Raw genomic sequence first — 24,293 nt, 5'->3', positions numbered from 1 at the left:
CTTCTAAGCTCTATTATTTAGAATAAAGCTCAACGATCAGATGTTCGTTAATGTCTGCTGATAAATCAGAACGTTCAGGAACACGTTTTAATACACCTTCCATTTTAGCAGCATCAACTTCTAACCATGTCGGTTTTTCTTTCTGTTCTGCCAATTCCAATGATGCTTTAATACGTGCTTGTTTCTTAGATTTTTCACGAACAGCAACTACATCATCAACTGAAACCTGGAAAGATGGAATGTTTACCACACGACCATTAACAACAATCGCTTTATGACTTACCAATTGGCGAGCCTCTGCGCGAGTGGCTGCGAACCCCATACGATAAACTATATTATCCAATCGACCTTCAAGCAACACTAATAGATTTTCACCTGTGTTACCCTTTAAGCGGTTTGCTTCTTTGTAGTAATTACGGAATTGGCGTTCCAAAATACCGTACATACGGCGAACTTTTTGTTTCTCACGCAACTGACTACCATAGTCAGACAGACGCGGTTTACGAGCACCATGTTGACCAGGCGCGATATCAATTTTACATTTTGAATCAATCGCACGAACACCTGATTTAAGAAATAAATCAGTGCCTTCACGGCGGCTTAGCTTGAGTTTAGGACCCAAATATCTTGCCATTTTCTTTCTCCAACTATCCTATAACGCCATTAAACACGACGTTTTTTCGGTGGACGACAACCGTTATGAGGAATCGGAGTCACATCAGTAATATTCGTAATGCGGAAACCTGCCGCATTTAATGCACGAATAGTTGACTCTCGACCAGGACCTGGTCCTTTTACCATAACTTCCAAGTTCTTTAAGCCGAATTCTTTTACAATTTCAGCACAACGTTCTGCCGCAACCTGTGCAGCGAACGGGGTAGATTTACGAGAACCACGGAAACCTGAACCACCAGCAGTAGCCCAAGCTAATGCATTACCTTGGCGGTCAGTTATAGTAACGATTGTATTATTGAAAGATGCGTGAATGTGTGCAACGCCATCTACAACTTGTTTTTTTACACGTTTACGTGCACGAACTGGTGTTTTTGCCATCTTAATTTACCCCGACTATTTTTTGATCGGCTTACGAGGACCCTTACGGGTACGCGCATTAGTTTTAGTACGTTGACCACGTACCGGTAAACTACGACGATGACGTAAACCACGATAACAACCTAAATCTAATAGGCGTTTAATGTTAAGTGTTACTTCACGACGTAAATCCCCTTCAACGGTAAATTTACCAACTTCGTCACGCAGTTTGTCAATCTGCTCTTCAGACAATTCGCTGATCTTAACATCTTCAGCAATACCCGCTGCAGCACAAATGCTTTTTGAGCGGGTCTTACCAATACCGTAAATTGCAGTTAAAGCGATTACAGCGTGCTTATGATCAGGAATGTTAATGCCTGCAATACGGGCCACTATGCACTCCTATTGTTTATTGATTAGTTGACACTCTGATCTTGAAAAGCCCGTTTTCAGGATACTCAAACAGAGTGTCAAGGAAATAAATGAGCTAGGCAGTATATCTACCCAACCTGTTCTTTGCAAGAAAAATATCAATTAACCTTGACGTTGTTTATGCTTAGGATCGCTACAAAGTACACGAACAACACCTTCGCGTTTAACAATCTTACAGTTACGACATAATTTCTTAACGGAAGCACGAACTTTCATTGCTTATCCCTTTTATATAATCGGACTATTGTCCAAAACCTTTAAGGTTTGCTTTTTTCAGCGCAGACTCATATCTTGTAGACATCAAATGACTCTGAATCTGAACGATGAAATCCATAATTACCACCACAACAATTAGCAAAGATGTACCACCGAAATAAAACTGTACATTCCAAGCAGATGTCATGATATACGGAACTAAACAAACAAATGTAACATAAAGACCACCAATAAGGGTAAGTCTGGTCATAATCTTATCAATGTACCGAGATGTTTGTTCCCCTGGTCTAATTCCAGGTATAAATGCACCTGATTTTTTCAAATTATCTGCTGTATCTCTAGGATTATATTGCATAGCAGTATAGAAAAAACTAAAGAAGATGATGGCACTAGCATAAACGACTAAGTATAAAGGCTGTCCAGGATGTAATAACATTGATAAATCAGTTAACCATTCTAGACTAGAACCCTGACCTACCCATTGGGTTAATGTCGCAGGGAAAAGAATTATACTTGATGCAAAAATCGCTGGAATAACCCCCGCCATATTCACTTTCAGTGGAAGGTGAGTAGAGTGGCCACCCAAGATTTGTCTGCCTTGTTGACGTTTAGCATACTCAACCTTTATTCTTCTCTGCCCTCTTTCTACAAAGACCACAAAGTAAGTAACTGCTAAAACAATTACAGCAATTAATAGAAGAACAAGGAAATGCATTTGACCAAGACGAGCTTGCTCAATCGTTTGACCTACAGCTGCAGGCAAGCCGGCCACAATCCCCGCAAAAATAATCAAAGAAATACCATTACCAATACCACGCTCTGTAATTTGTTCACCTAACCACATCAAGAACATAGTTCCTGTAACTAAACTAATTACGGCAGTAAAGTAAAAGCCGAATCCCAAATTAGGAACCAAGCCAGGTAACATATTAGGCAAGCCAGTTGAAATACCTACCGCCTGTAGAGTAGCAAGCACAACCGTTGAATAACGGGTATATTTACTAATCTTACGACGACCTGACTCACCTTCTTTTCTTAATTCCGCAAGTGCCGGATGAACCGAAGCTAACAATTGGATAATAATTGATGCCGAAATATAAGGCATAATACCAAGCGCAAAAATTGAAGCCCGGCTCAACGCACCACCAGAGAACATATTAAACATATCAATGATGGTGCCTTTTTGTTGTTCAATCAACTGAGCTAATACAGCCGCGTCTATACCAGGAACCGGAATGAATGAACCAATTCGGAAAACAATAAGTGCACCTAAAACAAATAACAATCTGCTCTTTAGCTCACTTGTACCACCTTGAGTACTTCTTGTTTGATAGCCTGGTTGTTTAGCCATTAATTATTCCTCGATTGAACCACCAGCAGCTTCAATAGCTGCTTTGGCGCCTTTAGTCACACGCAACCCACGAATAACTAATTTATTTTTAACTTCACCCGCTAAAATTACTTTAGCAAACTGAATATCCTTAGTTAAAATATTGGCAGCTTTTAATGTTTCTAAAGTCACAATACCATTTTCAATTTTATTCAGGTCGTCTAGACGGACTTCTGCTGTTACTGCAGATTTCATAGAAGTAAAACCAAATTTAGGTAAACGACGATATAAAGGCATTTGACCACCTTCGAACCCACGACGAACACCGCCACCAGTACGAGATTTTTGACCTTTATGACCACGTCCACCAGTTTTACCTAAACCTGAACCAATACCACGACCAAGAAGTTTAGCACTATGCTTAGCACCTTCAGCCGGAGATAGAGTATTTAAGCGCATCTATTACTCCTCCACTTTAACCATATATGAAACCTGGTTAATCATTCCTCGTACTACCAGAGTATCAATTAACTCAACAGTATGATGCATATGGCGAAGACCAAGACCACGTAGTGTAGCTTTATGCTTCGGCAAACGAGCAATAGAACTACGAACTTGCGTTACTTTAATAGTTTTAGCCATTATTAATTACCCCAAAATTTCATCAACTGATTTACCACGTTTAGCAGCAACCATTTCTGGTGATTTCATATTTGCTAAAGCATCAATAGTTGCACGAACAACATTGATTGGATTAGTTGAACCATAAGCTTTTGACAATACGTTACGTACGCCAGCTACTTCCAATACAGCACGCATCGCACCACCTGCAATGATACCGGTACCCTCACTTGCCGGTTGCATAAATACACGAGAACCGGTGTGGGTACCTTTAATAGGATGCTGCAATGTACCTTCACTTAAAGCAACATTGATCATATTACGACGCGCTTTCTCCATTGCTTTTTGAATAGCTGCAGGAACTTCGCGCGCTTTGCCATATCCAAAACCAACGCGACCATTACCATCACCTACTACGGTTAACGCAGTAAAGCTCATGATACGACCACCTTTTACAGTTTTAGATACGCGGTTTACCGCAATTAGCTTCTCTTGCAGTTCACCAGCTTGTTTTTCGATGTTTGACATCTCAAATTACCTCAATTAGAACTGTAGACCAGCTTCACGAGCAGCATCCGCTAAAGATTGGATACGGCCATGATATTTAAAACCAGAACGGTCAAAAGCAATATCTTTGACCCCTTTTGCTAATGCTCTTTCTGCAACAATTTTGCCTACAACTGCTGCTGCATCTTTATTTCCGGTATATTTTACTTGCTCAATAATTGCCTTCTCAACAGTAGAAGCAGCGGCAAGCACTTCTGAACCGTTTGGTGCGATAACTTGAGCGTAAATATGACGCGGAGTACGGTGAACAACTAAACGCGTTACACCTTGCTCTCTCATCATATGACGCGCACGAGCCGCACGACGGATACGAGCTGATTTCTTATCCATAGTGTTACCTTAATTATTTCTTCTTAGCTTCTTTAATACGCACCACTTCATCAGCGTAACGTACCCCTTTACCTTTATACGGTTCAGGACGACGATAAGCACGAATATCTGCGGCAACTTGACCGATTAACTGTTTATCTGAACCTTTCAAAACAATTTCAGTTTGAGAAGGACATTCAGCAGTAATCCCCGCAGGTAAAACATGCTCAACAGGGTGAGAAAATCCAAGACTTAAAGCAACAGCATTTCCTTTAATTTGAGCTCTATAACCTACACCTACTAATTGTAGTTTTCTTGTAAATCCTTCAGTAACACCAATAACCATGGAATTAACTAATGCTCTGGCAGTACCGGATTGAGCGTTACCACCTTCAACACCTTCACGTGGCGAGAATGTTAATTCATTATTTTCATGCTTAACTTCTACTGAATGATGAATAGAGCGTGACAACTCACCATTTTTACCTTTAATTGTTAGTAACTGTCCGTTAAGTTTTACCTCAACGCCGGCAGGAATACTAACAGGTGCTTTTGCAACACGAGACATTTTCCTACCTCTCTATTAAGCTACATAACAAATGATCTCACCGCCTAAACCAGCTTGACGAGCTGCACGGTCAGTCATTACACCTTTAGATGTAGATACCACAGCGATACCTAAGCCACCCATTACTTTTGGTAATTCGTCTTTACGTTTATAAATACGAAGACCTGGGCGACTTACACGCTGGATACTTTCTACAACCGGTTTACCTTGGAAATATTTTAACGTAATTTCCAATTCAGGTTTTACACCTTCAACTACTTTAACGCTTTCGATATAACCTTCGCTAGCTAATACATTGGCAATTGCAACTTTTAGCCTGGATGAAGGCATACTGATCGCAACTTTATTCGCAGCTTGACCGTTACGAATGCGGGTCAACATATCTGCGATAGGATCTTGCATACTCATTGTGCTTTTACTCCGATTCCAAATTAAAGTGGCATATTACCAACTAGCTTTCTTAAGACCTGGGATCTCTCCCCGCATAGCAGCTTCACGAACCTTAATACGGCTTAAACCAAACTTACGAAGAACGCCATGTGGACGTCCGGTTTGACGACAACGGTTACGTTGACGACTAGGGCTAGAATCACGAGGTAAAGTTTGTAACTTCAACACGGCATTCCAACGATCTTCGTCAGAGGCATTAATGTCAGAAATAATTTTTTTCAACTCTACACGTTTAGCATAGAATTTTTCAGCCAATTTCACGCGTTTTACGTCGCGTGCTTTCATTGATTGTTTAGCCATTTGTAACCTGCCTTACTTACGGAATGGGAAATTAAAGGCAGCCAATAGTGCTCGACCTTCTTCATCATTCTTAGCTGTGGTGGTAATAGTAATATCTAAACCACGTACACGATCTACTTTATCGTAGTCGATTTCAGGGAAGATGATTTGCTCACGCACACCCATACTGTAATTTCCACGACCATCAAATGATTTCGCGCTTAAACCGCGGAAGTCACGAATACGTGGAACAGCAATTGTAATTAAACGTTCTAAGAACTCCCACATACGTTCACCACGTAGTGTTACTTTACAACCGATTGGATATCCCTGACGGATTTTAAAGCCTGCAACAGATTTACGGGCTTTAGTAATCAAAGGTTTTTGACCGCTAATTGCTGCCAGATCTGCCACCGCATTATCTAGCAATTTTTTATCGGTCAATGCTTCACCCACACCCATATTTAGGGTTATCTTTTCGATTCGTGGGACTTGCATGACAGATGAGTAGTTGAATTTCGTTTTCAATTCATTTACTACTTGATCTCTGTAGTAATCATGCAGTTTCGCCATCGCATTACTCCAGTTTATTAAATAATTTCATTATTAGATTTGAAGAAACGTACTTTTTTGCCGTCTTCAAATCTAAAGCCTACTCGGTCAGCTTTATTTGTTGTTGGATTGAAAATAGCAACATTTGATACATCAATCGCAGCTTCTTTCTTCACTAAACCACCCTCTTTACCTAATGCAGGTACCGATTTCTCATGTTTAGTAATAATGTTTACGCCTTCAACAATCACTTTACCGTTAGATAACACTTTGGTTACCTTACCGCGCTTACCTTTGCTTTTGCCGGTAAGCACAATTACTTCATCATTTTGACGGATTTTTGCAGCCATTACATTCTCCTTACAGTACTTCTGGAGCTAAGGAAATGATCTTCATGAATTTCTCAGAACGAAGTTCACGAGTCACCGGTCCAAAAATACGAGTACCGATTGGTTGCTCGGTGTTATTATTTAAAATCACACAGGCATTACCATCGAAACGAATAACTGACCCATCTGGGCGACGAACACCCTTCTTGGTGCGCACAACAACTGCTTTTAACACATCACCTTTTTTTACTTTACCGCGTGGAATTGCTTCTTTCACAGTAATTTTGATAATGTCACCAATAGCAGCATAACGACGGTGCGATCCACCTAGAACCTTGATACACATTACGCTACGAGCCCCTGAGTTATCAGCAACATCCAGCATAGTCTGTTCTTGGATCATATTAGTGCTCCGTTAAATTAAAAAACCACCCTTGCGGGACGAACCTACCCATAATGGATAGAGTGCGGATTCTAGCACAAAAAACATAACGAAAGCAATAAGCTTTTAAATAACTTATACGCTTTCATGAAAAGAATGAATTTGAGACGTAAACAACAAAAAGTGCGGTCGAATTTCCAGATGTTTTTTAGCTGTGAATCAAGAAAAATAACAATCCGCACGTAAAACGTGCGGTTTTTAGGCTACTCTATAAGGACCTAGTACTTCACATGCCCTTCAAAGGGCATATGAAAACCAACAACCGTGAAATAACTCTATGACCTACCCCTTAAAGGGGTCCACATATTCTTTCTTCGATAAATTATCCTGAATCATGTCTTCCTTTTCCTGATTCCTTATATACTCCTACACTACCTTTGTATTTAGCCCTACCGTGCTTACATAATAGCCTTTCGACCAAAAATGTCGGTTACCATAGTTGTATTTTAGGTTTGCGTGCCTTTCAAATGATTTTCCCTTTAAATACCCCATAAAACTTGATACCGATAATTTCGGCGGAATTTTTAGAAGCATATGAATATGCTCTTTCATTGCGTGCGCTTCTATTATTTCCACATTTTTATAGTCGCATAACTGCCTTAATATGCTACCTATATCCGTTCTAAGCCTTCCGTAAATGGCTTTTCTTCTATATTTCGGGGTGAAGACGATGTGATACTTACAGTTCCATTTGGTATGTGATAGACTTGAATCGTCATTGGCTTTACTTACCATTGACTTATCCTCCTATATCTTGAATTTGGGTTGTCAGCCTTATTCTTATATAGTGAGGATTTTTTATGTTGACCGCTTAAGCTCTTTGATTCCATATGCATAGCGTACGGTTTTTATAGCTAGACGTTGTCTAGCTATAAACAAAAACCCGAGCCAGTCTCGGGTTTTTATTGGCATGATTCGCTAAATGGAAAAATACCCTCTATAATGACCGCACTTTTGTTTCGTTTTCAGCATCCGTTAGTCGGATCTTTTCTGATTGTCTTTTGCCGCTTTTACAAAGCCTTCAAATAACGGGTGGCCGTCGCGCGGGGTGGAGGTAAACTCCGGATGGAATTGGCAGGCGACAAACCAAGGGTGGTTCGGCACTTCAATGATTTCTACCAATTTTTTATCGGCGGATAATCCGGTGACTTTCAAACCCGCTTTTTCAATTTGCGGAAGCAGGACGTTGTTTACTTCGTAACGGTGGCGGTGGCGTTCTTCGATGGTTTCGGTGCCATATAATTTGCGTGCCAGGCTGCCTTCCGCCAAGTGGCATTTTTGTGCGCCAAGACGCATAGTGCCGCCTAAGTCGGATTCGTCGCTGCGCACTTCGGTGTTGCCGTCGGCGTCTTGCCATTCGGTGATTAAACCTACCACTGGCTGTTCACAAGTGCGGTCGAATTCTGAGGAGTTTGCGTGGCTCATGCCGGCAACGTTGCGGGCGAATTCGATTAACGCTACTTGCATTCCCAAACAAATGCCTAAATATGGAATGCTGTTTTCGCGTGCATATTTGGCGGTGAGGATTTTGCCTTCCACGCCACGATAGCCGAAACCGCCCGGTACTAAAATGCCGTCCAAGCCTTTTAAGATTTCAACGCCTTTGGTTTCCACGTCCTGCGAGTCGATATATTTAATGTTTACGGTTAAGCGATTTTTTAAACCTGCGTGTTTTAGGGCTTCGTTCACGGATTTGTAAGCGTCCGGTAATTCGGTGTATTTTCCCACCATGCCGATGATCACTTCGCCCGTCGGGTTAGCTTGTTGATACAACACTTGCTCCCATTCGGACAAATCCGCTTCCGGGCAGGTTAAATGGAAACGATCGCAAATGAAATCGTCCAGCCCTTGAGATTTCAGCAATGCTGGAATTTGATAAATGGATGACACATCTTTCAGAGAAATCACCGCGCGTTCCGGCACATTACAGAATAAAGCGATTTTGGCGCGTTCGTTTGGCGGGATCATGCGGTCAGACCGGCAAATGAGTACGTCCGGCTGAATGCCGATGGACAATAATTCTTTCGCAGAATGTTGGGTCGGTTTGGTTTTTAGTTCGCCGGCAGTCGGAATGTACGGCACTAAGGTTAAATGCATGAAAATAGTGCGTTCGCGACCAACCTGCACCGCAAGCTGACGCAAGGCTTCAAGGAACGGAAGCGATTCGATGTCGCCTACGGTACCACCCACTTCTACAATTACCACGTCATGCCCTGCCGCGCCGTCAATAACACGTGCTTTGATTTCGTTGGTAATGTGTGGAATCACTTGAATGGTGGCGCCCAAATAGTCACCGCGACGTTCTTTGCGTAATACTTCGGAATAGATTTTGCCGGTGGTGAAGTTATTGCGTTTGGTCATTTTGGTGCGAATAAAACGCTCGTAGTGACCTAAGTCTAAGTCCGTTTCTGCGCCGTCTTGGGTAACGAACACTTCACCGTGCTGAGTCGGGCTCATGGTACCCGGATCAACGTTGATATAAGGGTCGAGTTTCATGATCGTGACGTTCAAACCACGCGCTTCTAAGATTGCCGCAAGCGATGCCGCCGCGATGCCTTTACCAAGCGAAGAAACCACGCCGCCTGTGACGAAAATATAATTGGTAGCCATAAGAAACCTATATTGTTGCTATTGGGATGGATGGAAAAATTAGGATAAATATAATCTATCAAGACGGGAGCATAGTTTACAACAAAGGCAGGATTAACTCAATCTTCGCATGGGTGAATTATGGAAAAAGTGCGGTCATGACTCTCTGCGTTTTGTATGATTTTATTACGAATCGTAAGGCTTTTGTAGTAGAATATCGTGGCTTTTTATCACAAGAGAAATTTATTATGTTTTCACGTAAAGATATTGTTGTTTTAGGAATGATGATTTTCGCGCTGTTTTTAGGCGCAGGAAACATTATTTTTCCACCTATGGAAGGCTACACCGCAGGGCAGCATTGGGCGATCGCTGCTTTAGGATTCGTGCTCACCGGCGTATTAATGCCGTTTATTACACTGGTGGTTGTGTCGGTTTTAGGGCGCGGCGAAGAGCTCACCCGCGATTTACCGAAATGGGCAGAAGTACTGTTTTTAGCCACCTTATATTTGGTGATTGGTTCCACTTTCGCCATGCCACGCATTACCAATGTCGCCTATGAAATGGCGTTGGTACCGTTGGAGATTGTGGCGGACACCTCCGCGAACCACCTGATTTTCGCCGTGGCATTTAACATTATCGCCATGTTATTCATGTTAAAACCGAACACCATTATTTCCAGCGTAGGCAAATTTATGACGCCGGCGTTATTGGTGTTATTGGTGGTGGTTACCGCTGCCGTATTTATTTCCCCATTATCTGAGATCTCTGCGCCAAGCAAAGCCTATGCCGAGGGTTCTGTACTAACTACAGGCTTAATCAGTGGATATCAAACCATGGATGTGTTGGCAGCGATCGCCTTCGGCGGTATCGTTGCCCGAGCATTAAGCAGTAAAAATGTCACCGAGCCGCATAAAATCATGCGTTACACCATTTTCGCCGGCTGTATTTCAGTGGTATTACTCGCTGCACTGTATTTTTCCTTATTCTATCTTGGTGCCACCAGTGACGCAGTAGCGCAAGGGGCAAACAACGGCGGACAAATTTTCTCCCGCTATGTAGGCGTGTTGTTCGGCAAAGAAGGCTCCTTGATTATGTCAGGCATCATTTTCTTAGCGAGTTTAACTACTCTTGTAGGTGTTACCAGCGCCTGCGCTTACTACTTTGCCAAATTTTCTAACCGCTTGCCATATTCCTTCTGGGTAGTATTTTTTACCATCATGACTACAATCATTTCCGAAAACGGCTTAACCAAACTATTACAAGTGACCATTCCCGCCTTGTTATTAATTTACCCGGTGGCAATTATGCTGGTGGTGTTACAAATGGTACGCACCAAACTACCATGGGTGAAATTGACCTATAACGCCACTATCATCATCACCGTTTGTTTTAGTTTGTGCGACAGCTTGAATAACGTGGAATTATTGCCTGCCGGCGTAAAACGGCTTCTTGAAAATTTCCCTTTATATGACAATGGTTTGGCGTGGTTAATTCCGGCATTAGGTATGATGGTGTTGACTATTTTGATAGGGAAAATGGCGAAAAAATAATGAACGGATTTTTTCTTTGAAAAAATTCATACAAAAAAGCAATAATCTCCTCCCTGTTCTCAGACAAAATTTCATAATCTGTGAAATATTAATTTCCCGGAGAGAAACTTTGAAAAACCTTAGTGAGGAAGAGAGTGACATTCTTTTCATGGGCGCAAAGCAAACCTCGGGAAATTTCTTGAACGTGGTGGATATGAGTCCGGACTGCGATGATCAGGATACGTTGTTGATTTTGGCGAGTCCTGTCGTACCGACTTGCCATACCGGTACGGAAAGCTGTTTTAGACACCTACCGCATGAACCGAATTAGATTTTTTCAGTAAACTGGAAAAAATTTTAAATTGGAGCTAAAGTGCAGATTTTGCATTATCGCCTCACGGTGTTATTGCAGAACGCGGATTTAAACTGGGCGGATATGATTGAGAAATTGAAAGAACGTCATACAAAATAGTTGTTACGGACAAAAAACCACCTCATCGGGTGGTTTTCTTTTGGCTTAATAATAGGAATGTTCGCCGCGTCGGTGTTCGGTGACGTCCCTGGCGCCGTTTAATTCGCCCGGAAAGATATTGACCAATTGTTTTTCCACGCCGTCTTTCAGGGTAACATCCACCATGGAACAGCCGTTGCAACCGCCACCGAATTGCAAAATGGCATAGCCGTCATCGGTGATTTCCAATAAGGTGATTTTGCCGCCGTGGCTTGCCAATTGCGGGTTGATCTGGGTTTGAATGACATATTCCACCCGTTCGATTAGCGGCGCATCGTCCGCGACTTTTCTCATTTTGGCATTCGGCGCTTTTAAGGTGAGCTGCGCGCCCAGTTCTTCGGTGACGTAATCAATTTCCGCATCTTCCAGAAACGGCAGGCTGATTTCGTCTACAAAGGCGGAGAAACTGTCGTATTTGATTTCCATGTCGTCGGCTTCAACGGAATTCGGTGGGCAGTAAGAAACGCCACATTCGGCATTCGGCGTGCCGGGATTGACTACGAAAATACGAATATGAGTGCCTTCTTCCTGTTGATCCAATAAACGGCGAAAATGCGCTTGCGCCGCTTCTGAAATAGTAATTTGTTGCATAACTCTCCCACAATAAAATCAGATTAAATTTGTCGGATATGATACGCCTCACGCCGTTTTTTTTCTACCTTTTACTATAATAAAAAAGCGGATTAGCCTTTTCTTTTAAGGGAGCGTTATGTACGGGCAAGCCCCCACACCTGAATATGTACCACGTTGGCTTGGCGTAACCGCTTGGCGATTTCGTTTAAGGTGGAGCCGGTGGTGATCACATCGTCCACTAACGCCACGCTACGATAAGGAAAATGTCTGTCGTTGGTTGAAATTCGAAAAGCATTTTTCAGGTTGTGGCGCCGATCTTTTGCCGTTAAGCCACGCTGTGTCGGTGTTCGTTTGGTGCGGAGAAGCAAACCGTTATCAACGGGAATTTTGAACCATTTAGCTAATTGCTGCGCCAGTAAATCCGCCTGATTATAACCGCGTCGCCATTGACGAAAATGATGTAACGGCACGGGAAGAATCACCTCGGGCAAAGGTAGCCGATGAGTGCGACGCGCATCGCGAATCGCCAGATACAGCAGGCGGGCTAAGGTGCGGTCAAGCCAAAATTGATTTTGGAATTTAAAGCGATGAATTAAGGTGGAAAGCGGTTCGTTATAACGCCCGATAATCACCATGCGATCCCACGCCGGTTCCTGCCGCAAACAGTTTCCGCAATGTAATGCGTTTTCCGCCAATTCCGCGCCGCAGCAACCGCAATAGGCAAAACGCCGAATGGTGCGGTTACAACGGCTGCATAAGCCATGTTTGGCAAGTTTAAGCGGCGTGTGGCAATGCACGCAGCAGGATTGAAAAACGTTCATGAAATTGACCGCACTTTTAGGGATGGAAATGTCGCATCATAAAAGTGCGGTAGTTTTTTCCGATGTTTTTTCATCGAGTTTAGGATCCGCCTCGCAAAAATGATAAAATCCGGCGACATTTTTGCTTTAAATAAAGAGAGACAGTATGACGATCCCGAATTATCGTGACCAAATTAAAGTGATCTTTTTTGACATCGACGAAACCCTGTTTATGAAAGAACAGGATCATTTACCCGCAAGCGTGCCGTTGTTTATTCGCAAACTCAAACAAAACGGCATTATTCCCGCCATTGCCAGCGGGCGTTCGCGCACCATGTTCCCGTGGCAGGTGAAACAGCTGGTTGAGCAGGAAGGCATGGCGTTGTTCGTGACCATGAACGGACAATCCGTGACCCACAAAAATCAAGTGATTGCCAAGCATACCATTCCAACCGAGCAAATTCGTCGCTTAACCTATTTCTTCGACCAACATCATATTGCCTATGCGTTTATTACCGATGACGCGGTGAACGTGTCGGAGAAAAATGCACGGGTGACCAGCTCCTTTGATGTGATTACCACGGATTATGCCGTGGATAAAGCATTTTTTGAACGCCATGCGATTAGTCAGATTCTGCCTTTTTACCGTGAAGAACAAGACCAATTAGTGCAAAATTGCGGTTTATTGGATGGCTTGCGCATGGTGCGCTGGCATGAGGAATCCGTGGATTTGTTCGACGCGGAAGGTTCCAAAGCGCGCGGCATTGAAACGGCGGTGAAGCATTTAGGGCTATCAATGGAAAATGTGATGGCGTTCGGTGACGGTTTAAATGACCTGGAAATGTTAAGCCGCGTGGGTGTCGGCGTCGCCATGGGCAACGGGCATGAGAAATTAAAAGCCATCGCCGATCATGTGGCGGATCCTATCGACCAAGACGGCATTTATCGGTTTCTGGTGAAGGCAGGGTTGATTGATTAAGCCTTTACGATCGTGGCACCGACATTGATGAAAATGCGAGCATTTAAAAAAGTGTGGTCGTTTTTTCGATTATTTTTTAAAAGCAAAAAAATATCGAAAAATACTTGCTTTTGTGCATGATCTCTTGCTATTAATTAAGCCTTTACACAACATCTTTTCAATCTCATCTAGAAGGACAAACTTATGAAAAACGTTGGTTTTATCGGTTGGCGCGGAATGGTGGGTTCCGTTTTAATGGATCGTATGCAGCAGGAAAATGATTTTACGAATATCAATCCGATCTTCTTTACCACTTCTCAAGCAGGACAAGCTGCACCGACATTCGGCGGTAAAGACGCCGGCACCTTGAAAAATGCGTTCGACATTGAAGAACTGAAAAAACTGGACATTATCGTCACCTGCCAAGGCGGCGATTACACCAACGAAGTTTATCCGAAATTAAAAGCCACCGGCTGGAGCGGTTACTGGGTGGATGCGGCGTCCGCATTGCGTATGGAAGAAGACGCGATTATCGTGTTGGACCCGGTGAATCAACACGTGATCAGCGAAGGCTTGAAAAACGGCGTGAAAACCTATGTAGGCGGTAACTGTACTGTCAGCTTGATGCTCATAGCGTTAGGCGGTTTATTTGAAAAAGATTTAGTGGAATGGATCTCCGTTGCCACTTACCAAGCCGCCAGTGGTGCCGGTGCGAAAAATATGCGCGAATTATTGGTGCAAATGGGTGAGTTAAACGGCGAAGTGAAAGGCTTACTTGCGGATCCGAATTCTTCCATTTTAGACATTGAACGTGCCGTGACCGCCAAAATGCGCGACAAAGACTTCCCGATTGATAACTTCGGCGCACCGTTGGCGGGCAGCCTGATTCCTTGGATCGACAAATTATTGGAAAGCGGTCAAACCAAAGAAGAATGGAAAGGTTACGCAGAAACCAAGAAAATTCTGGGCTTGAGCGATAACCCGATTCCGGTGGATGGCTTATGCGTGCGTATCGGCGCGTTGCGTTGCCACAGCCAAGCCTTCACCATCAAATTGAAACGCGACATTCCGCTTGCCGAAATCGAACAAATTTTGGCTTCGCACAACGAGTGGGTGAAAGTGATCCCGAACGACAAAGAAACCACATTACGCGAATTAACACCGACCAAAGTCACCGGCACATTGAGCGTTCCGGTCGGGCGTTTACGCAAACTCAATCTTGGACCGGAATATTTGGCGGCGTTCACCGTGGGCGACCAATTATTGTGGGGCGCGGCAGAACCGATTCGCCGTATTTTGGTGCAATTGGTCAAATAATTACCGAATTTCAAAAAATACTTTCAAAAACAAAGGGCTGTGTTGAACAGCCCTTATTTTTACCCGTCAAGATTAGTTAAAACGCACATGGGATTTGACTTTTTCTAAGGTCACGTCACCGATACCCGGCACGTTGGATAAGTCATTCAGGTTCTTAAATTTCCCGTTTTTCTCACGGTATTCCACAATTGCTTTAGCTTTTGCTTCACCGATACCGGATAGGTTTTCTAAAGTCGCTGCGTCGGCAGTGTTAATATCCACTTTTTTGCTGCGTGTGATTTTGGCTTTATTTTCCACCGCACTTTTCTCTTTGGCGGTGGATTTATCTTCTACCGGCTCCGGTTTTTCATTTTGAAAGGTGTCTTTTACCGCCTTTTTCCCTTCGGCAAATTTTTCCTTGGTAGCATCTTTGGCTTTGGTAAAGGTCTCTTTAGTCGCCTCTTTCGCTTCAACGAATTTCTCTTTGGTCGCGTCTTTGACTTTCACCGCGCCCTCTTTCACTTTACCGCCCACGGTTTTGGCATCGGATTTAACGGTTTGCCAGGCGGATTTCGCCCCGTCTTTGACTTCCGTGAACACGCTTTCTTCGGCGAATACGGTGGTGGAAACGGTCATCACGACGGCTACAGCAAACAGCGATTTTAATGATTTCATTTTTTCTTCCTTTTCTGATGAATGAAAAAACACGGTGAAAAAGCACCGCACTTTTAGGTAACAAAATATACAATAAATGTTCTCGTTAGAACAAAATTTCATGTGAAAAGTTCAAATGAGGCGAAACCTATCAAGCCCGAAAAGTCAATAGGCAAAATGAAAATTTTTGCATTTTTCCCTTGAAATCTTTTAAAACGATCTTATTTAATTTTGGCGAATAAATGTTCAACAGAATATCCATTGGAACACTCAAGGGAAAACATTATGAATATTGAAAAATTTACCACAAAATTCCAACAAGCCTTGGCGGAAGCACAATCTTTGGCGGTCGGCAAGGATAATCAATTTATTGAACCGGTACATTTATTGAGCGCCTTGTTAAATCAACAAGACGGTTCCATAGCACCGATTCTCACCACCGGCGGCGTAAACGTCGCTTTATTGCGTAACGAAATCAACAACGAGCTTGCCAAGCTCCCGCAAGTGTCCGGCAACGGCGGCGATGTGCAAATTTCCCGTCAGTTGCTTAACATCTTGAATTTATGTGACAAATTGGCACAACAACGGCAGGATAAATTTATTTCGTCCGAAATCTTTTTGCTTGCCGCTTTAGAAGAAAAAGGCACCCTGAGCGAGATTTTGAAAAAGTGCGGTGCGAAAAAAGAACAGATTTTACAAGCCATCGAGCAGATTCGCGGAGGACAAAAAGTGAATGATCAAAATGCGGAAGAAAGCCGCCAAGCACTCGAAAAATATACTATCGACTTAACCGCCCGCGCAGAAAGCGGCAAATTGGATCCGGTGATTGGACGTGACGAGGAAATCCGCCGCACCATTCAAGTGTTGCAGCGCCGTACCAAAAACAATCCGGTGCTTATCGGTGAACCGGGTGTGGGTAAAACCGCCATTGTGGAAGGTTTGGCACAGCGTATCGTGAACGGCGAAGTGCCGGAAGGGTTGAAAAACAAACGTGTGCTGTCGCTTGATATGGGCGCGTTAATCGCCGGGGCGAAATATCGCGGCGAATTTGAAGAACGTTTGAAAGCGGTGTTAAACGAACTCGCCAAAGAAGAAGGCAGAGTGATTTTGTTCATCGATGAAATTCACACTATGGTGGGCGCGGGTAAAACCGACGGCGCCATGGACGCAGGCAACCTGCTCAAACCAAGTTTGGCGCGCGGTGAATTGCATTGCGTGGGCGCCACTACCTTGGATGAATATCGTCAATACATTGAAAAAGACGCGGCGCTTGAACGTCGTTTCCAAAAAGTGTTTGTGGGCGAACCGAGCGTGGAAGACACCATCGCCATTTTGCGCGGTTTGAAAGAGCGTTATGAAATCCACCACCATGTACAAATTACCGACCCGGCAATCGTGGCGGCGGCAACGCTTTCTCATCGTTATATTTCCGATCGTCAGTTGCCGGATAAAGCCATCGACTTAATCGACGAAGCGGCATCCAGCATTCGGATGGAAATTGACTCCAAACCGCAACCGTTAGATCGTTTGGATCGCCGTATTATCCAGCTCAAACTGGAACAACAGGCGTTGCAAAAAGAAGATGACGATGCCAGCCGTAAACGTTTGGAAATGCTGGAAAAAGAATTGGCGGAAAAAGAACGTGAATATGCCGAATTAGAAGAAGTGTGGAAATCGGAAAAAGCCGCGCTGTCCGGCACGCAACACATTAAAGCGGAATTGGAAAATGCCCGCACGCAAATGGAACAAGCACGCCGCGCTGGTGATTTAAGCAAAATGTCCGAATTGCAATACGGCAAAATTCCGGATTTGGAAAAACAATTAGCCCAAGCGGAAGGTGCCGAGGGCAAAGAAATGAGTCTGTTACGCTATCGCGTGACCGACGAAGAAATCGCCGAAGTGCTTTCCCGCGCTACCGGTATTCCGGTCGCTAAAATGATGGAAGGCGAAAAAGAAAAATTATTGCACATGGAAGAATTTCTGCACAAACGGGTTATCGGTCAAAACGAAGCGGTGGATGCCGTGGCGAACGCTATTCGTCGTAGCCGCGCCGGTCTTTCCGATCCGAACCGTCCGATTGGTTCCTTCTTATTCTTAGGTCCGACCGGTGTGGGTAAAACCGAGTTGTGCAAAGCCTTGGCGTCCTTCTTATTCGACAGCGAAGATGCCATGGTGCGTATCGATATGTCCGAGTTCATGGAAAAACACAGCGTGTCCCGTTTGGTGGGCGCACCTCCGGGCTATGTGGGCTATGAAGAAGGCGGTTACTTAACCGAAGCGGTGCGTCGCCGTCCGTATTCCGTGATTTTGCTCGACGAAGTGGAAAAAGCGCATCACGATGTGTTTAACATTCTGTTGCAAGTGTTGGACGACGGTCGTCTCACCGACGGACAGGGCAGAACCGTGGATTTCCGCAATACGGTGGTGATTATGACCTCCAACCTCGGTTCCGACTTGATTCAGGATCACGCACAGGAAGGGTACGACACCGTGAAAAGCATGGTGATGGAAGTGGTCGGTCATTATTTCCGTCCGGAATTTATCAACCGTATCGACGAAACCGTCATGTTCCACCCGTTGAACAAAGAAAATATTCGTCAAATTGCCGATATTCAATTAAGACGCTTAACCCGTCGCATGGAAACTCATGGCTATGTGTTGAACTTTACCGATGCTACCCTTGATTTCATCAGCGACATCGGTTACGACCCGATTTTCGGTGCACGTCCGCTCAAACGGGCAATTCAGCAAGAAATCGAAAATCCGTTGGCACAACAAATTTTATCCGGCGCCTTGCTGCCTGATAAAGTGATTGATGTGGACTACGTGGACGGTCAAATCGTGGCAAAACAATAAGCCATTAACTCAATGATTAAAAAGCCATTTAGTGAATGCTAAATGGCTTTTTTGTGGGACTGTATTGAAAGTGCGGTGAAAATTCACCGCACTTTTTTGTCCTACTTCCGTCGATACATATTGGCGCACATCACTTGCCCCAGAATATACAGGGAAGATTGCGGTTGCAGCGTGATGGTGTGTTGGGACTGGCGTTTTGGTGCGGTGCGGATGCCGTCGCCCCAGAAATCGGCATAGAAATCGCTGCGTACGTGGGTGAAATAGAAGTTTTCGCAGTTCAGGATTTTATACTGGCGCATGGATTTGGCGAAAAGCGCCGGATATTCTTTAAACACATACAGCCCTTTATCTAAATTAATCACCGCATCAAAATGAATCAGGCGTTTGTCTTGGTTATCCACCCAAATGGAATCCATATCCACATAATAAAAAATGCCCGGCATGAGTTGTAGAAAGCCGTTTTTGGTGTCTTTCGGCGGGGTAATCGGCACCTCTTGTTGTGGCGGAATGTCGGCATTTTTGGCGGAGGCGGTTTGGGTTGCAGGGGGATTTGTACAGGCAGCCAATAAAAGTGCGGTGAGAATTACGATCGTTTTTTTCATATCAGACTCCTTTTGCATTCCGACCTCTTATTTTCCTATGACTTCATTTTGGCACAATTCCCGTAGAATAGCTAACTGAAAGCACCACCGAACAGAAAAATCCCATGCCCATATCGCAAACGATTTTGTAAGCGTGGTACAATATGTATCATTTTCGTTCAAGCAATTAACAGGAAACCATCGTGAGCAAACAATCCTTAAGTTACAAAGATGCCGGCGTGGACATTAGCGCCGGTAACGACTTAGTCGAACGTATTAAATCCGACGTCAAACGTACAACACGTCCGGAAGTAATGAGCGGTTTCAATGCATTGTGCGCTATTCCGGCAAAATATAAAGAGCCGATTTTAGTTTCCGGCACGGGCGGCGTGGGCACAAAGTTGCGTTTGGCGATCGATTTAAAGCGTCACGACACCATCGGGGTTGATTTGGTTGCTATGTGCGTAAACGATTTAGTGGTGCAAGGTGCGGAACCGTTGTTTTTCCTTGATTATTACGCCACCGGCAAATTAGAAGTGGATGTTGCCGCGAGCGTAATTAAAGGCATTGCTAACGGTTGTGAACAATCCGGTTGCGCATTGGTCGGCGGGGAAACGGCGGAGATGCCGGGAATGTACCATCAAGGGGATTACAATCTTGCCGGTTTCTGCGTCGGCGTGGTGGAAAAATCCGAAATTATCGACGGCTCCGAAGTGAAAGTGGGCGACGCATTAATCGCCTTGGGTTCCAGCGGGCCGCATTCCAACGGGTATTCTTTAATTCGTAAAGTTGTGGACCTGTCCGGCGTGAACCCTGCCGAAGCGCAGGTGGGCGATCGTCCGTTAGCCGATCATTTATTGGCACCGACGAAAATCTATGTGAAATCCATTTTACAGCTCATCAAACACGTTGATGTGCACGCCATCGCCCACTTAACCGGCGGCGGTTTTTGGGAAAATATCCCGCGCGTCTTGCCGCCGAGCGTGAAAGCCGTTATCAATGAAAACAGCTGGCAATGGCCTGCGGTGTTTAGTTGGCTGCAACAACAAGGCAATATTACCGACCATGAAATGTACCGCACCTTTAACTGTGGCGTAGGCATGATTGTGGCGTTGCCGCAGGAAGATGTGGAAACCGCACTCGGTTTATTGCATCAGGCAGGGGAAAATGCCTGGGTGATTGGTGAAGTGCAACATTTAGGCAACGACGAAGCACAAGTGATTATTCGCTAATGAAAAAAATCGTTGTACTCCTTCCGAAGAGGGAACCAATTTGCAAGCGAATTGATGCCTGCAAATCTTCCTTTATAAATGCCGAAATCGTCGGTGTGTTTAGCAATAACGCGGATGCTTTCGGCTTACAACAGGCAAAAAGTGCGGTGAAAAACGACCGCACTTTTTCTTCATATTAAGTATAGAAGCAATCGATTTACTCAACCGACGGGGCTGATTATAATGCTTGCCATCGTTTGAATAATTTAAGGATACACATGCAATTTTCCAAAATGCACGGTTTGGGTAATGATTTTATGGTGGTGGATGCGGTGACACAGAACATTTACTTCCCGACGGAAACCATCAAACGCCTGGCGGATCGCCATCGCGGCGTTGGTTTTGATCAACTATTGGTGGTGGAGCCACCTTATGATCCCGAACTGGATTTTCATTATCGCATTTTTAACGCGGACGGCAGCGAAGTGGCGCAATGTGGCAACGGCGCACGCTGTTTTGCCCGTTTCGTGACGCTCAAAGGCTTAACCAATAAAAAAGACATCGCCGTAAGCACGCAAAACGGCAAAATGCTGCTGACCGTGAAAGAAGATGGTAACGTGCGGGTGAACATGGGCGAACCGATTTGGGAGCCGAATAAAATTCCGTTTACCGCCAATAAATTTGAGAAAAATTATATTCTGCGCACGGAAATCCAAACGGTGCTGTGCAGCGCGGTATCTATGGGCAATCCGCATTGCGTGGTGCAGGTGGAGGATATTCAAACCGCCAATGTGGAACAACTCGGTCCGCTATTGGAAAATCATGAACGTTTTCCGGAACGGGTGAATGCGGGCTTTATGCAGGTGGTGAATCGTCATCACATCAAACTACGCGTATACGAACGCGGTACCGGCGAAACCCAGGCTTGCGGTAGCGGCGCTTGTGCGGCGGTGGCGGTGGGTATTATGCAAGGCGTGTTGGATAACGAAGTGCAGGTGGATTTGCCCGGCGGCAGTTTGACCATCGAATGGCAGGGCGAAGGGCATCCGTTATACATGACCGGCAGCGCCACCCACGTGTATGACGGCGTGGTTTGTTTGTAAGAGTGGCTTATGCAAAATGCCTTGCAACATTATTTCACCTATCTGCGCGTTGAACGTCAGGTCAGCCCGCATACTTTGAGCAATTATCAGCGCCAGCTTGCGCGGGTCACAGCGATTCTACAGGGCGCGGGTATTACGCAATGGCAACAGGTGACGGCGAGCGTGGTGCGTTATGTGGTGGCGCAAAGCAGTAAGCAGGACGGTTTAAAAGAAAAAAGTCTGGCGTTGCGCCTTTCTGCGTTGCGCCGTTTTTTGACTTATTTGGTGCAACAGGGCGAACTGAAAGTGAATCCGGCGACGGGCATTTCCGCGCCGAAACAGGCGAAACATCTACCGAAAAATATTGACACCGATCAGGTGCAGCTGTTACTTGCCAATGACAGCAAAGAACCCATTGATATTCGTGATCGGGCGATCATCGAATTGTTATATAGTTCCGGTTTGCGCTTGTCCGAATTACAGGGCTTGAATCTCAATAGCATTCACCTCCGCTCGCGTGAAGTGCGGGTTATCGGGAAAGGTAACAAGGAACGGGTGGTGCCATTCGGGCGTTATGCCTCCCACGCCATTCAGCAATGGCTGAAAGTGCGGTTGTTATTTAACCCGAAAGACAATGCGTTATTTGTCAGCCAATTGGGTAACCGAATGTCACACCGCGCAATCCAAATGCGTTTGGAAACCTGGGGCATTCGGCAAGGTTTGAACAGCCATTTAAATCCGCATAAATTGCGCCATTCATTTGCCACCCACATGCTGGAAGCCAGTTCCGATTTACGCGCGGTGCAAGAACTGCTCGGACACAGCAATTTATCCACCACACAAATTTATACCCACCTTAATTTCCAACATTTGGCGGCGGTGTATGATGCCGCGCACCCGCGCGCGAAACGTAAAAAATAAGGGAAAAAACGCCATGAAATTCTACCGCACTTTAATGCCTTTTCAGGTGATTAGTTTTGATTTAGACGACACCCTTTACGACAATTCGCACGTCATCACCACGGCGGAACAGAAATTCGTCACCTTCGTGCAACAACATTGCCACATGGCGGATTTTAGTTTGGAAATGTGGGCGGCGTATAAAAGAGCCACCGCACAACATAATCCGCTGATGGCAGAAGATGTGACCTTATGGCGCTTGCGCAGTTTGCAGGTATTGCTGGCAGAACGGGGCAAAAGTGCGGTGGAAATTGCCGGTGTTTCGCAAACCGCGATGGATTACTTCTTACATTGGCGCCATCAAATTGACGTGCCGCCACAAAGTTTTGCCGTTCTGCAACAGCTAAAACCGCGATATAAATTGGTGGCAATTACCAACGGCAATGTGGATCCCGTGCGTATCGGTTTTGATCAGTTTGATTTGGTGTTACGCGGCGGTAAGCATGGGCGGGCAAAGCCCCATAAAGATTTATTTCTGCAAACTGCTCACTATTTTAATATTCTACCGGAACAGATTTTACATGTCGGCGATAATTTAGGCACGGATGTGCAGGGCGCCATACAGGCAGGTTGTCAGTCTGTATGGTTAAATTTGAGCGGAAAAGACATCACTGAATTTAGCGAAGTGCATATTTTGCCGACGGTGGAGATGAATGAGTTGACGGATTTGTTGCAGTTATACGGATAAAGTGCGGTTGGTTTTCAGAGCGTTTTTAGCAACTTGTATTAAATCACTTCTGGATAATGGGAGGACGCGAAACCCTCCCGTTATCTCTGTTTACCAGTACTTATTTCACAATATCGCCTTTTAAGGCTACACCAGCGATAAGATGACCGGCGTGGCATTCATATTGAGTGGTACTTTTATAAACGTTTTTCTTGTAGTAACTGACGATATTGCCCACTTTGGTGGCGCCGGAAGATTGTGCTTTATCCTGTAATTGCTTAACGGCAGACAAGAAAGCGCGTTTGCAGGCTTTTTCGTCAGATTTGTTGGCAGCATTGGTTTTCTTGTTGGTGACAGCATTGTCGACCACCACTTTACCCGGTGCCGGTTTACCGAAGTAAAGTTTTACATTCGGGTTGAGGAAACGCTGTGCTTCAGGGGAATTCAATACACTTTGAATATCATAGTGATGAGTGGTATCACGCGGGGCACAGGCGGCGATAAATACAGTCGCAACGGCAAGGGTTAATTTAGTCATCAGTTTCATGAAAATCTCCTTTTGATAGTAAAAAAGATGAAAACCGTACGTAAGTATAGCATTTTTATTGATAACGAATACATGGTTCTTGCGGTGCGCCAATTGCTTTCGAACCGGAGCCTAGGTAAAATTGACCCGGTTTTTATCTTTACTATTTTAGCCGAACCGGTGAAAGAAAAAGGCAATTGTGATCGTATTTTATTTTTCACTGTCAAAGGAAATAGCCGTATTATCGCCGGAGCTAAACCGGATTTGCGCGACGTCGCCGTCAAGCAACTTAGGTTTTTTTATCTTATAAACGTCGTGGCGATGAAGACGATCGTGTTGATCAGGTCGGCTTACAAGGTTAAACAGACTTAAT

The 24,293-nt window shown here is 44.6% G+C and carries 31 protein-coding genes and 2 pseudogenes; 11 read left to right on the top strand and 22 right to left on the bottom strand.

The genetic code is table 11. The features are described 5' to 3' along the window. Positions 1 to 13: 13 nt before the first annotated feature. The 17 genes and pseudogenes from rpsD to pyrG all read right to left on the bottom strand — a co-directional run bounded on the left by rpsD (position 14) and on the right by pyrG (position 9,737). Positions 14 to 634: a 30S ribosomal protein S4 gene (gene rpsD / locus LIN98_RS03580; RefSeq protein WP_005548754.1), complete on the bottom strand. Its 621-nt coding sequence runs from the start codon at positions 632 to 634 to the stop codon at positions 14 to 16. A 29-nt stretch (positions 635 to 663) separates the two neighbouring features. After that, entirely contained in the window at positions 664 to 1,053 is a 390-nt protein-coding gene (rpsK, locus tag LIN98_RS03575) for a 30S ribosomal protein S11 (RefSeq protein ID WP_005543603.1), read from the bottom strand. Positions 1,054 to 1,068: 15 nt separating this feature from the next. Beyond that, positions 1,069 to 1,425, bottom strand: a complete 357-nt coding sequence (gene rpsM, locus LIN98_RS03570) for a 30S ribosomal protein S13 (RefSeq protein WP_005548758.1) — start codon at positions 1,423 to 1,425, stop codon at positions 1,069 to 1,071. A 141-nt stretch (positions 1,426 to 1,566) separates the two neighbouring features. Beyond that, on the bottom strand, positions 1,567 to 1,680 hold the full coding sequence (gene rpmJ, locus LIN98_RS03565) for a 50S ribosomal protein L36 (RefSeq protein WP_005548767.1): 114 nt from the start codon (positions 1,678 to 1,680) through the stop codon (positions 1,567 to 1,569). Positions 1,681 to 1,705: 25 nt separating this feature from the next. Next, positions 1,706 to 3,031, bottom strand: a complete 1,326-nt coding sequence (gene secY, locus LIN98_RS03560; RefSeq protein ID WP_014167558.1) for a preprotein translocase subunit SecY — start codon at positions 3,029 to 3,031, stop codon at positions 1,706 to 1,708. Positions 3,032 to 3,034: 3 nt separating this feature from the next. After that, on the bottom strand, positions 3,035 to 3,469 hold the full coding sequence (rplO, locus tag LIN98_RS03555) for a 50S ribosomal protein L15 (protein WP_005548772.1): 435 nt from the start codon (positions 3,467 to 3,469) through the stop codon (positions 3,035 to 3,037). A gap of 3 nt (positions 3,470 to 3,472) precedes the next feature. Further along, the gene (gene rpmD / locus LIN98_RS03550; RefSeq protein ID WP_005548774.1) at positions 3,473 to 3,652 is read right to left on the bottom strand and encodes a 50S ribosomal protein L30; all 180 of its coding nucleotides are present in this window, start codon (positions 3,650 to 3,652) and stop codon (positions 3,473 to 3,475) included. Positions 3,653 to 3,658: 6 nt separating this feature from the next. Further along, the gene (gene rpsE, locus LIN98_RS03545; protein ID WP_005548776.1) at positions 3,659 to 4,159 is read right to left on the bottom strand and encodes a 30S ribosomal protein S5; all 501 of its coding nucleotides are present in this window, start codon (positions 4,157 to 4,159) and stop codon (positions 3,659 to 3,661) included. A gap of 15 nt (positions 4,160 to 4,174) precedes the next feature. Continuing rightward, positions 4,175 to 4,528 (bottom strand): 50S ribosomal protein L18, encoded by a 354-nt coding sequence (gene rplR / locus LIN98_RS03540; protein WP_005548777.1) that lies wholly within the window; start codon positions 4,526 to 4,528, stop codon positions 4,175 to 4,177. A 13-nt stretch (positions 4,529 to 4,541) separates the two neighbouring features. Next, the gene (rplF, locus tag LIN98_RS03535; RefSeq protein WP_005548778.1) at positions 4,542 to 5,075 is read right to left on the bottom strand and encodes a 50S ribosomal protein L6; all 534 of its coding nucleotides are present in this window, start codon (positions 5,073 to 5,075) and stop codon (positions 4,542 to 4,544) included. Positions 5,076 to 5,090: 15 nt separating this feature from the next. Then, positions 5,091 to 5,483, bottom strand: a complete 393-nt coding sequence (gene rpsH, locus LIN98_RS03530; protein WP_005568950.1) for a 30S ribosomal protein S8 — start codon at positions 5,481 to 5,483, stop codon at positions 5,091 to 5,093. Between the two features lie 36 nt (positions 5,484 to 5,519). Next, on the bottom strand, positions 5,520 to 5,825 hold the full coding sequence (gene rpsN, locus LIN98_RS03525) for a 30S ribosomal protein S14 (protein ID WP_005548782.1): 306 nt from the start codon (positions 5,823 to 5,825) through the stop codon (positions 5,520 to 5,522). Positions 5,826 to 5,837: 12 nt separating this feature from the next. After that, a complete protein-coding gene (gene rplE / locus LIN98_RS03520; protein WP_005548784.1) occupies positions 5,838 to 6,377 on the bottom strand; it encodes a 50S ribosomal protein L5 in 540 nt (179 codons plus the stop codon). Between the two features lie 17 nt (positions 6,378 to 6,394). Further along, the gene (gene rplX, locus LIN98_RS03515) at positions 6,395 to 6,706 is read right to left on the bottom strand and encodes a 50S ribosomal protein L24 (protein ID WP_005569565.1); all 312 of its coding nucleotides are present in this window, start codon (positions 6,704 to 6,706) and stop codon (positions 6,395 to 6,397) included. 10 nt (positions 6,707 to 6,716) lie between these two features. Continuing rightward, complete coding sequence (gene rplN / locus LIN98_RS03510; RefSeq protein ID WP_005548786.1) at positions 6,717 to 7,088, bottom strand: 50S ribosomal protein L14; 372 nt, start codon at positions 7,086 to 7,088, stop codon at positions 6,717 to 6,719. Positions 7,089 to 7,409: 321 nt separating this feature from the next. Beyond that, positions 7,410 to 7,862, bottom strand: a pseudogene (gene tnpA / locus LIN98_RS03505) (IS200/IS605-like element ISAac1 family transposase). Between the two features lie 240 nt (positions 7,863 to 8,102). Continuing rightward, positions 8,103 to 9,737 (bottom strand): glutamine hydrolyzing CTP synthase, encoded by a 1,635-nt coding sequence (gene pyrG, locus LIN98_RS03500; RefSeq protein ID WP_005568681.1) that lies wholly within the window; start codon positions 9,735 to 9,737, stop codon positions 8,103 to 8,105. Positions 9,738 to 9,763: 26 nt separating this feature from the next. On the opposite strand from pyrG, the gene brnQ reads away from it, so the two are divergent. Together brnQ and LIN98_RS03490 are read left to right on the top strand one after the other, a co-directional pair. Beyond that, a complete protein-coding gene (brnQ, locus tag LIN98_RS03495; protein ID WP_390884528.1) occupies positions 9,764 to 11,266 on the top strand; it encodes a branched-chain amino acid transport system II carrier protein in 1,503 nt (500 codons plus the stop codon). A gap of 16 nt (positions 11,267 to 11,282) precedes the next feature. Then, a pseudogene (locus LIN98_RS03490) lies at positions 11,283 to 11,717 on the top strand (phosphoribosyl-AMP cyclohydrolase). Between the two features lie 45 nt (positions 11,718 to 11,762). Here the strand turns inward: LIN98_RS03490 and nfuA are convergent. Next, positions 11,763 to 12,347 (bottom strand): Fe-S biogenesis protein NfuA, encoded by a 585-nt coding sequence (nfuA, locus tag LIN98_RS03485; protein WP_005589244.1) that lies wholly within the window; start codon positions 12,345 to 12,347, stop codon positions 11,763 to 11,765. A gap of 116 nt (positions 12,348 to 12,463) precedes the next feature. Continuing rightward, entirely contained in the window at positions 12,464 to 13,150 is a 687-nt protein-coding gene (locus tag LIN98_RS03480) for a DNA utilization protein GntX (protein ID WP_005568674.1), read from the bottom strand. A gap of 145 nt (positions 13,151 to 13,295) precedes the next feature. Between LIN98_RS03480 and LIN98_RS03475 the strand changes: the two genes are divergently transcribed. Beyond that, complete coding sequence (locus tag LIN98_RS03475; protein ID WP_005568673.1) at positions 13,296 to 14,108, top strand: Cof-type HAD-IIB family hydrolase; 813 nt, start codon at positions 13,296 to 13,298, stop codon at positions 14,106 to 14,108. Between the two features lie 183 nt (positions 14,109 to 14,291). Then, positions 14,292 to 15,404: an aspartate-semialdehyde dehydrogenase gene (gene asd, locus LIN98_RS03470; protein WP_005569603.1), complete on the top strand. Its 1,113-nt coding sequence runs from the start codon at positions 14,292 to 14,294 to the stop codon at positions 15,402 to 15,404. Between the two features lie 72 nt (positions 15,405 to 15,476). Here the strand turns inward: asd and LIN98_RS03465 are convergent, their stop codons facing one another. Beyond that, entirely contained in the window at positions 15,477 to 16,058 is a 582-nt protein-coding gene (locus tag LIN98_RS03465) for a ComEA family DNA-binding protein (protein ID WP_041915469.1), read from the bottom strand. A 264-nt stretch (positions 16,059 to 16,322) separates the two neighbouring features. Here LIN98_RS03465 and clpB point away from each other — a divergent pair, with 264 nt between their 5' ends. After that, on the top strand, positions 16,323 to 18,893 hold the full coding sequence (gene clpB / locus LIN98_RS03460) for an ATP-dependent chaperone ClpB (RefSeq protein ID WP_014167565.1): 2,571 nt from the start codon (positions 16,323 to 16,325) through the stop codon (positions 18,891 to 18,893). A gap of 101 nt (positions 18,894 to 18,994) precedes the next feature. Here clpB and LIN98_RS03455 read toward each other — a convergent pair whose 3' ends face one another. Continuing rightward, positions 18,995 to 19,495, bottom strand: coding sequence for a surface-adhesin E family protein (locus LIN98_RS03455; RefSeq protein WP_005545169.1), 501 nt, complete (start codon positions 19,493 to 19,495; stop codon positions 18,995 to 18,997). Between the two features lie 182 nt (positions 19,496 to 19,677). Here LIN98_RS03455 and purM point away from each other — a divergent pair, with 182 nt between their 5' ends. The 5 genes from purM to LIN98_RS03430 all read left to right on the top strand — a co-directional run bounded on the left by purM (position 19,678) and on the right by LIN98_RS03430 (position 23,415). Then, positions 19,678 to 20,706 (top strand): phosphoribosylformylglycinamidine cyclo-ligase, encoded by a 1,029-nt coding sequence (gene purM / locus LIN98_RS03450; protein ID WP_012820874.1) that lies wholly within the window; start codon positions 19,678 to 19,680, stop codon positions 20,704 to 20,706. Further along, the gene (locus LIN98_RS03445) at positions 20,706 to 20,885 is read left to right on the top strand and encodes a formyl transferase (RefSeq protein WP_005544245.1); all 180 of its coding nucleotides are present in this window, start codon (positions 20,706 to 20,708) and stop codon (positions 20,883 to 20,885) included. The genes purM and LIN98_RS03445 overlap by 1 nt, the downstream gene beginning before the upstream one ends. Before the next feature lie 78 nt (positions 20,886 to 20,963). Next, positions 20,964 to 21,788, top strand: a complete 825-nt coding sequence (gene dapF, locus LIN98_RS03440; protein WP_005545164.1) for a diaminopimelate epimerase — start codon at positions 20,964 to 20,966, stop codon at positions 21,786 to 21,788. A gap of 9 nt (positions 21,789 to 21,797) precedes the next feature. Then, entirely contained in the window at positions 21,798 to 22,688 is an 891-nt protein-coding gene (gene xerC / locus LIN98_RS03435; RefSeq protein WP_005544248.1) for a tyrosine recombinase XerC, read from the top strand. 13 nt (positions 22,689 to 22,701) lie between these two features. Then, entirely contained in the window at positions 22,702 to 23,415 is a 714-nt protein-coding gene (locus LIN98_RS03430) for an HAD-IA family hydrolase (protein WP_005545162.1), read from the top strand. A 100-nt stretch (positions 23,416 to 23,515) separates the two neighbouring features. Here the strand turns inward: LIN98_RS03430 and LIN98_RS03425 are convergent, their stop codons facing one another. Next, positions 23,516 to 23,941, bottom strand: coding sequence for a hypothetical protein (locus LIN98_RS03425; RefSeq protein ID WP_005544252.1), 426 nt, complete (start codon positions 23,939 to 23,941; stop codon positions 23,516 to 23,518). A 27-nt stretch (positions 23,942 to 23,968) separates the two neighbouring features. On the opposite strand from LIN98_RS03425, the gene LIN98_RS03420 reads away from it, so the two are divergent. Continuing rightward, positions 23,969 to 24,292 (top strand): hypothetical protein, encoded by a 324-nt coding sequence (locus LIN98_RS03420; protein ID WP_005568661.1) that lies wholly within the window; start codon positions 23,969 to 23,971, stop codon positions 24,290 to 24,292. The last annotated feature ends 1 nt before the right edge of the window (position 24,293 follow it).

Origin of the sequence: Aggregatibacter actinomycetemcomitans, from assembly GCF_023518055.1 — a bacterium.
GTDB classification, from domain to species: Bacteria; Pseudomonadota; Gammaproteobacteria; order Enterobacterales; family Pasteurellaceae; genus Aggregatibacter; species Aggregatibacter actinomycetemcomitans.
Note: the sequence above shows the minus strand (reverse complement) of the source record. Positions and strands in the feature narration are given on the sequence as shown.

What these genes read in the sequence shown, in the direction of transcription:
- clpB (WP_014167565.1), top strand. Translation starts at nt 16,323, where the DNA reads ATGAATATTGAAAAATTTACCACAAAATTCCAACAAGCCTTGGCGGAA.
- rpsH (WP_005568950.1), bottom strand. Translation starts at nt 5,483, where the DNA reads ATGAGTATGCAAGATCCTATCGCAGATATGTTGACCCGCATTCGTAAC.
- rplX (WP_005569565.1), bottom strand. Translation starts at nt 6,706, where the DNA reads ATGGCTGCAAAAATCCGTCAAAATGATGAAGTAATTGTGCTTACCGGC.
- rplF (WP_005548778.1), bottom strand. Translation starts at nt 5,075, where the DNA reads ATGTCTCGTGTTGCAAAAGCACCTGTTAGTATTCCTGCCGGCGTTGAG.
- asd (WP_005569603.1), top strand. Translation starts at nt 14,292, where the DNA reads ATGAAAAACGTTGGTTTTATCGGTTGGCGCGGAATGGTGGGTTCCGTT.
- rpmJ (WP_005548767.1), bottom strand. Translation starts at nt 1,680, where the DNA reads ATGAAAGTTCGTGCTTCCGTTAAGAAATTATGTCGTAACTGTAAGATT.
- secY (WP_014167558.1), bottom strand. Translation starts at nt 3,031, where the DNA reads ATGGCTAAACAACCAGGCTATCAAACAAGAAGTACTCAAGGTGGTACA.
- rpmD (WP_005548774.1), bottom strand. Translation starts at nt 3,652, where the DNA reads ATGGCTAAAACTATTAAAGTAACGCAAGTTCGTAGTTCTATTGCTCGT.
- rpsN (WP_005548782.1), bottom strand. Translation starts at nt 5,825, where the DNA reads ATGGCTAAACAATCAATGAAAGCACGCGACGTAAAACGCGTGAAATTG.
- LIN98_RS03445 (WP_005544245.1), top strand. Translation starts at nt 20,706, where the DNA reads ATGAAAAAAATCGTTGTACTCCTTCCGAAGAGGGAACCAATTTGCAAG.
- rpsE (WP_005548776.1), bottom strand. Translation starts at nt 4,159, where the DNA reads ATGTCAAACATCGAAAAACAAGCTGGTGAACTGCAAGAGAAGCTAATT.
- rplN (WP_005548786.1), bottom strand. Translation starts at nt 7,088, where the DNA reads ATGATCCAAGAACAGACTATGCTGGATGTTGCTGATAACTCAGGGGCT.
- LIN98_RS03425 (WP_005544252.1), bottom strand. Translation starts at nt 23,941, where the DNA reads ATGAAACTGATGACTAAATTAACCCTTGCCGTTGCGACTGTATTTATC.
- LIN98_RS03455 (WP_005545169.1), bottom strand. Translation starts at nt 19,495, where the DNA reads ATGAAAAAAACGATCGTAATTCTCACCGCACTTTTATTGGCTGCCTGT.
- LIN98_RS03420 (WP_005568661.1), top strand. Translation starts at nt 23,969, where the DNA reads ATGAAAACCGTACGTAAGTATAGCATTTTTATTGATAACGAATACATG.
- nfuA (WP_005589244.1), bottom strand. Translation starts at nt 12,347, where the DNA reads ATGCAACAAATTACTATTTCAGAAGCGGCGCAAGCGCATTTTCGCCGT.
- LIN98_RS03430 (WP_005545162.1), top strand. Translation starts at nt 22,702, where the DNA reads ATGAAATTCTACCGCACTTTAATGCCTTTTCAGGTGATTAGTTTTGAT.
- LIN98_RS03480 (WP_005568674.1), bottom strand. Translation starts at nt 13,150, where the DNA reads ATGAACGTTTTTCAATCCTGCTGCGTGCATTGCCACACGCCGCTTAAA.
- rplR (WP_005548777.1), bottom strand. Translation starts at nt 4,528, where the DNA reads ATGGATAAGAAATCAGCTCGTATCCGTCGTGCGGCTCGTGCGCGTCAT.
- rpsD (WP_005548754.1), bottom strand. Translation starts at nt 634, where the DNA reads ATGGCAAGATATTTGGGTCCTAAACTCAAGCTAAGCCGCCGTGAAGGC.
- rplE (WP_005548784.1), bottom strand. Translation starts at nt 6,377, where the DNA reads ATGGCGAAACTGCATGATTACTACAGAGATCAAGTAGTAAATGAATTG.
- xerC (WP_005544248.1), top strand. Translation starts at nt 21,798, where the DNA reads ATGCAAAATGCCTTGCAACATTATTTCACCTATCTGCGCGTTGAACGT.
- pyrG (WP_005568681.1), bottom strand. Translation starts at nt 9,737, where the DNA reads ATGGCTACCAATTATATTTTCGTCACAGGCGGCGTGGTTTCTTCGCTT.
- LIN98_RS03475 (WP_005568673.1), top strand. Translation starts at nt 13,296, where the DNA reads ATGACGATCCCGAATTATCGTGACCAAATTAAAGTGATCTTTTTTGAC.
- brnQ (WP_390884528.1), top strand. Translation starts at nt 9,764, where the DNA reads ATGGATGGAAAAATTAGGATAAATATAATCTATCAAGACGGGAGCATA.
- rplO (WP_005548772.1), bottom strand. Translation starts at nt 3,469, where the DNA reads ATGCGCTTAAATACTCTATCTCCGGCTGAAGGTGCTAAGCATAGTGCT.
- dapF (WP_005545164.1), top strand. Translation starts at nt 20,964, where the DNA reads ATGCAATTTTCCAAAATGCACGGTTTGGGTAATGATTTTATGGTGGTG.
- LIN98_RS03465 (WP_041915469.1), bottom strand. Translation starts at nt 16,058, where the DNA reads ATGAAATCATTAAAATCGCTGTTTGCTGTAGCCGTCGTGATGACCGTT.
- rpsK (WP_005543603.1), bottom strand. Translation starts at nt 1,053, where the DNA reads ATGGCAAAAACACCAGTTCGTGCACGTAAACGTGTAAAAAAACAAGTT.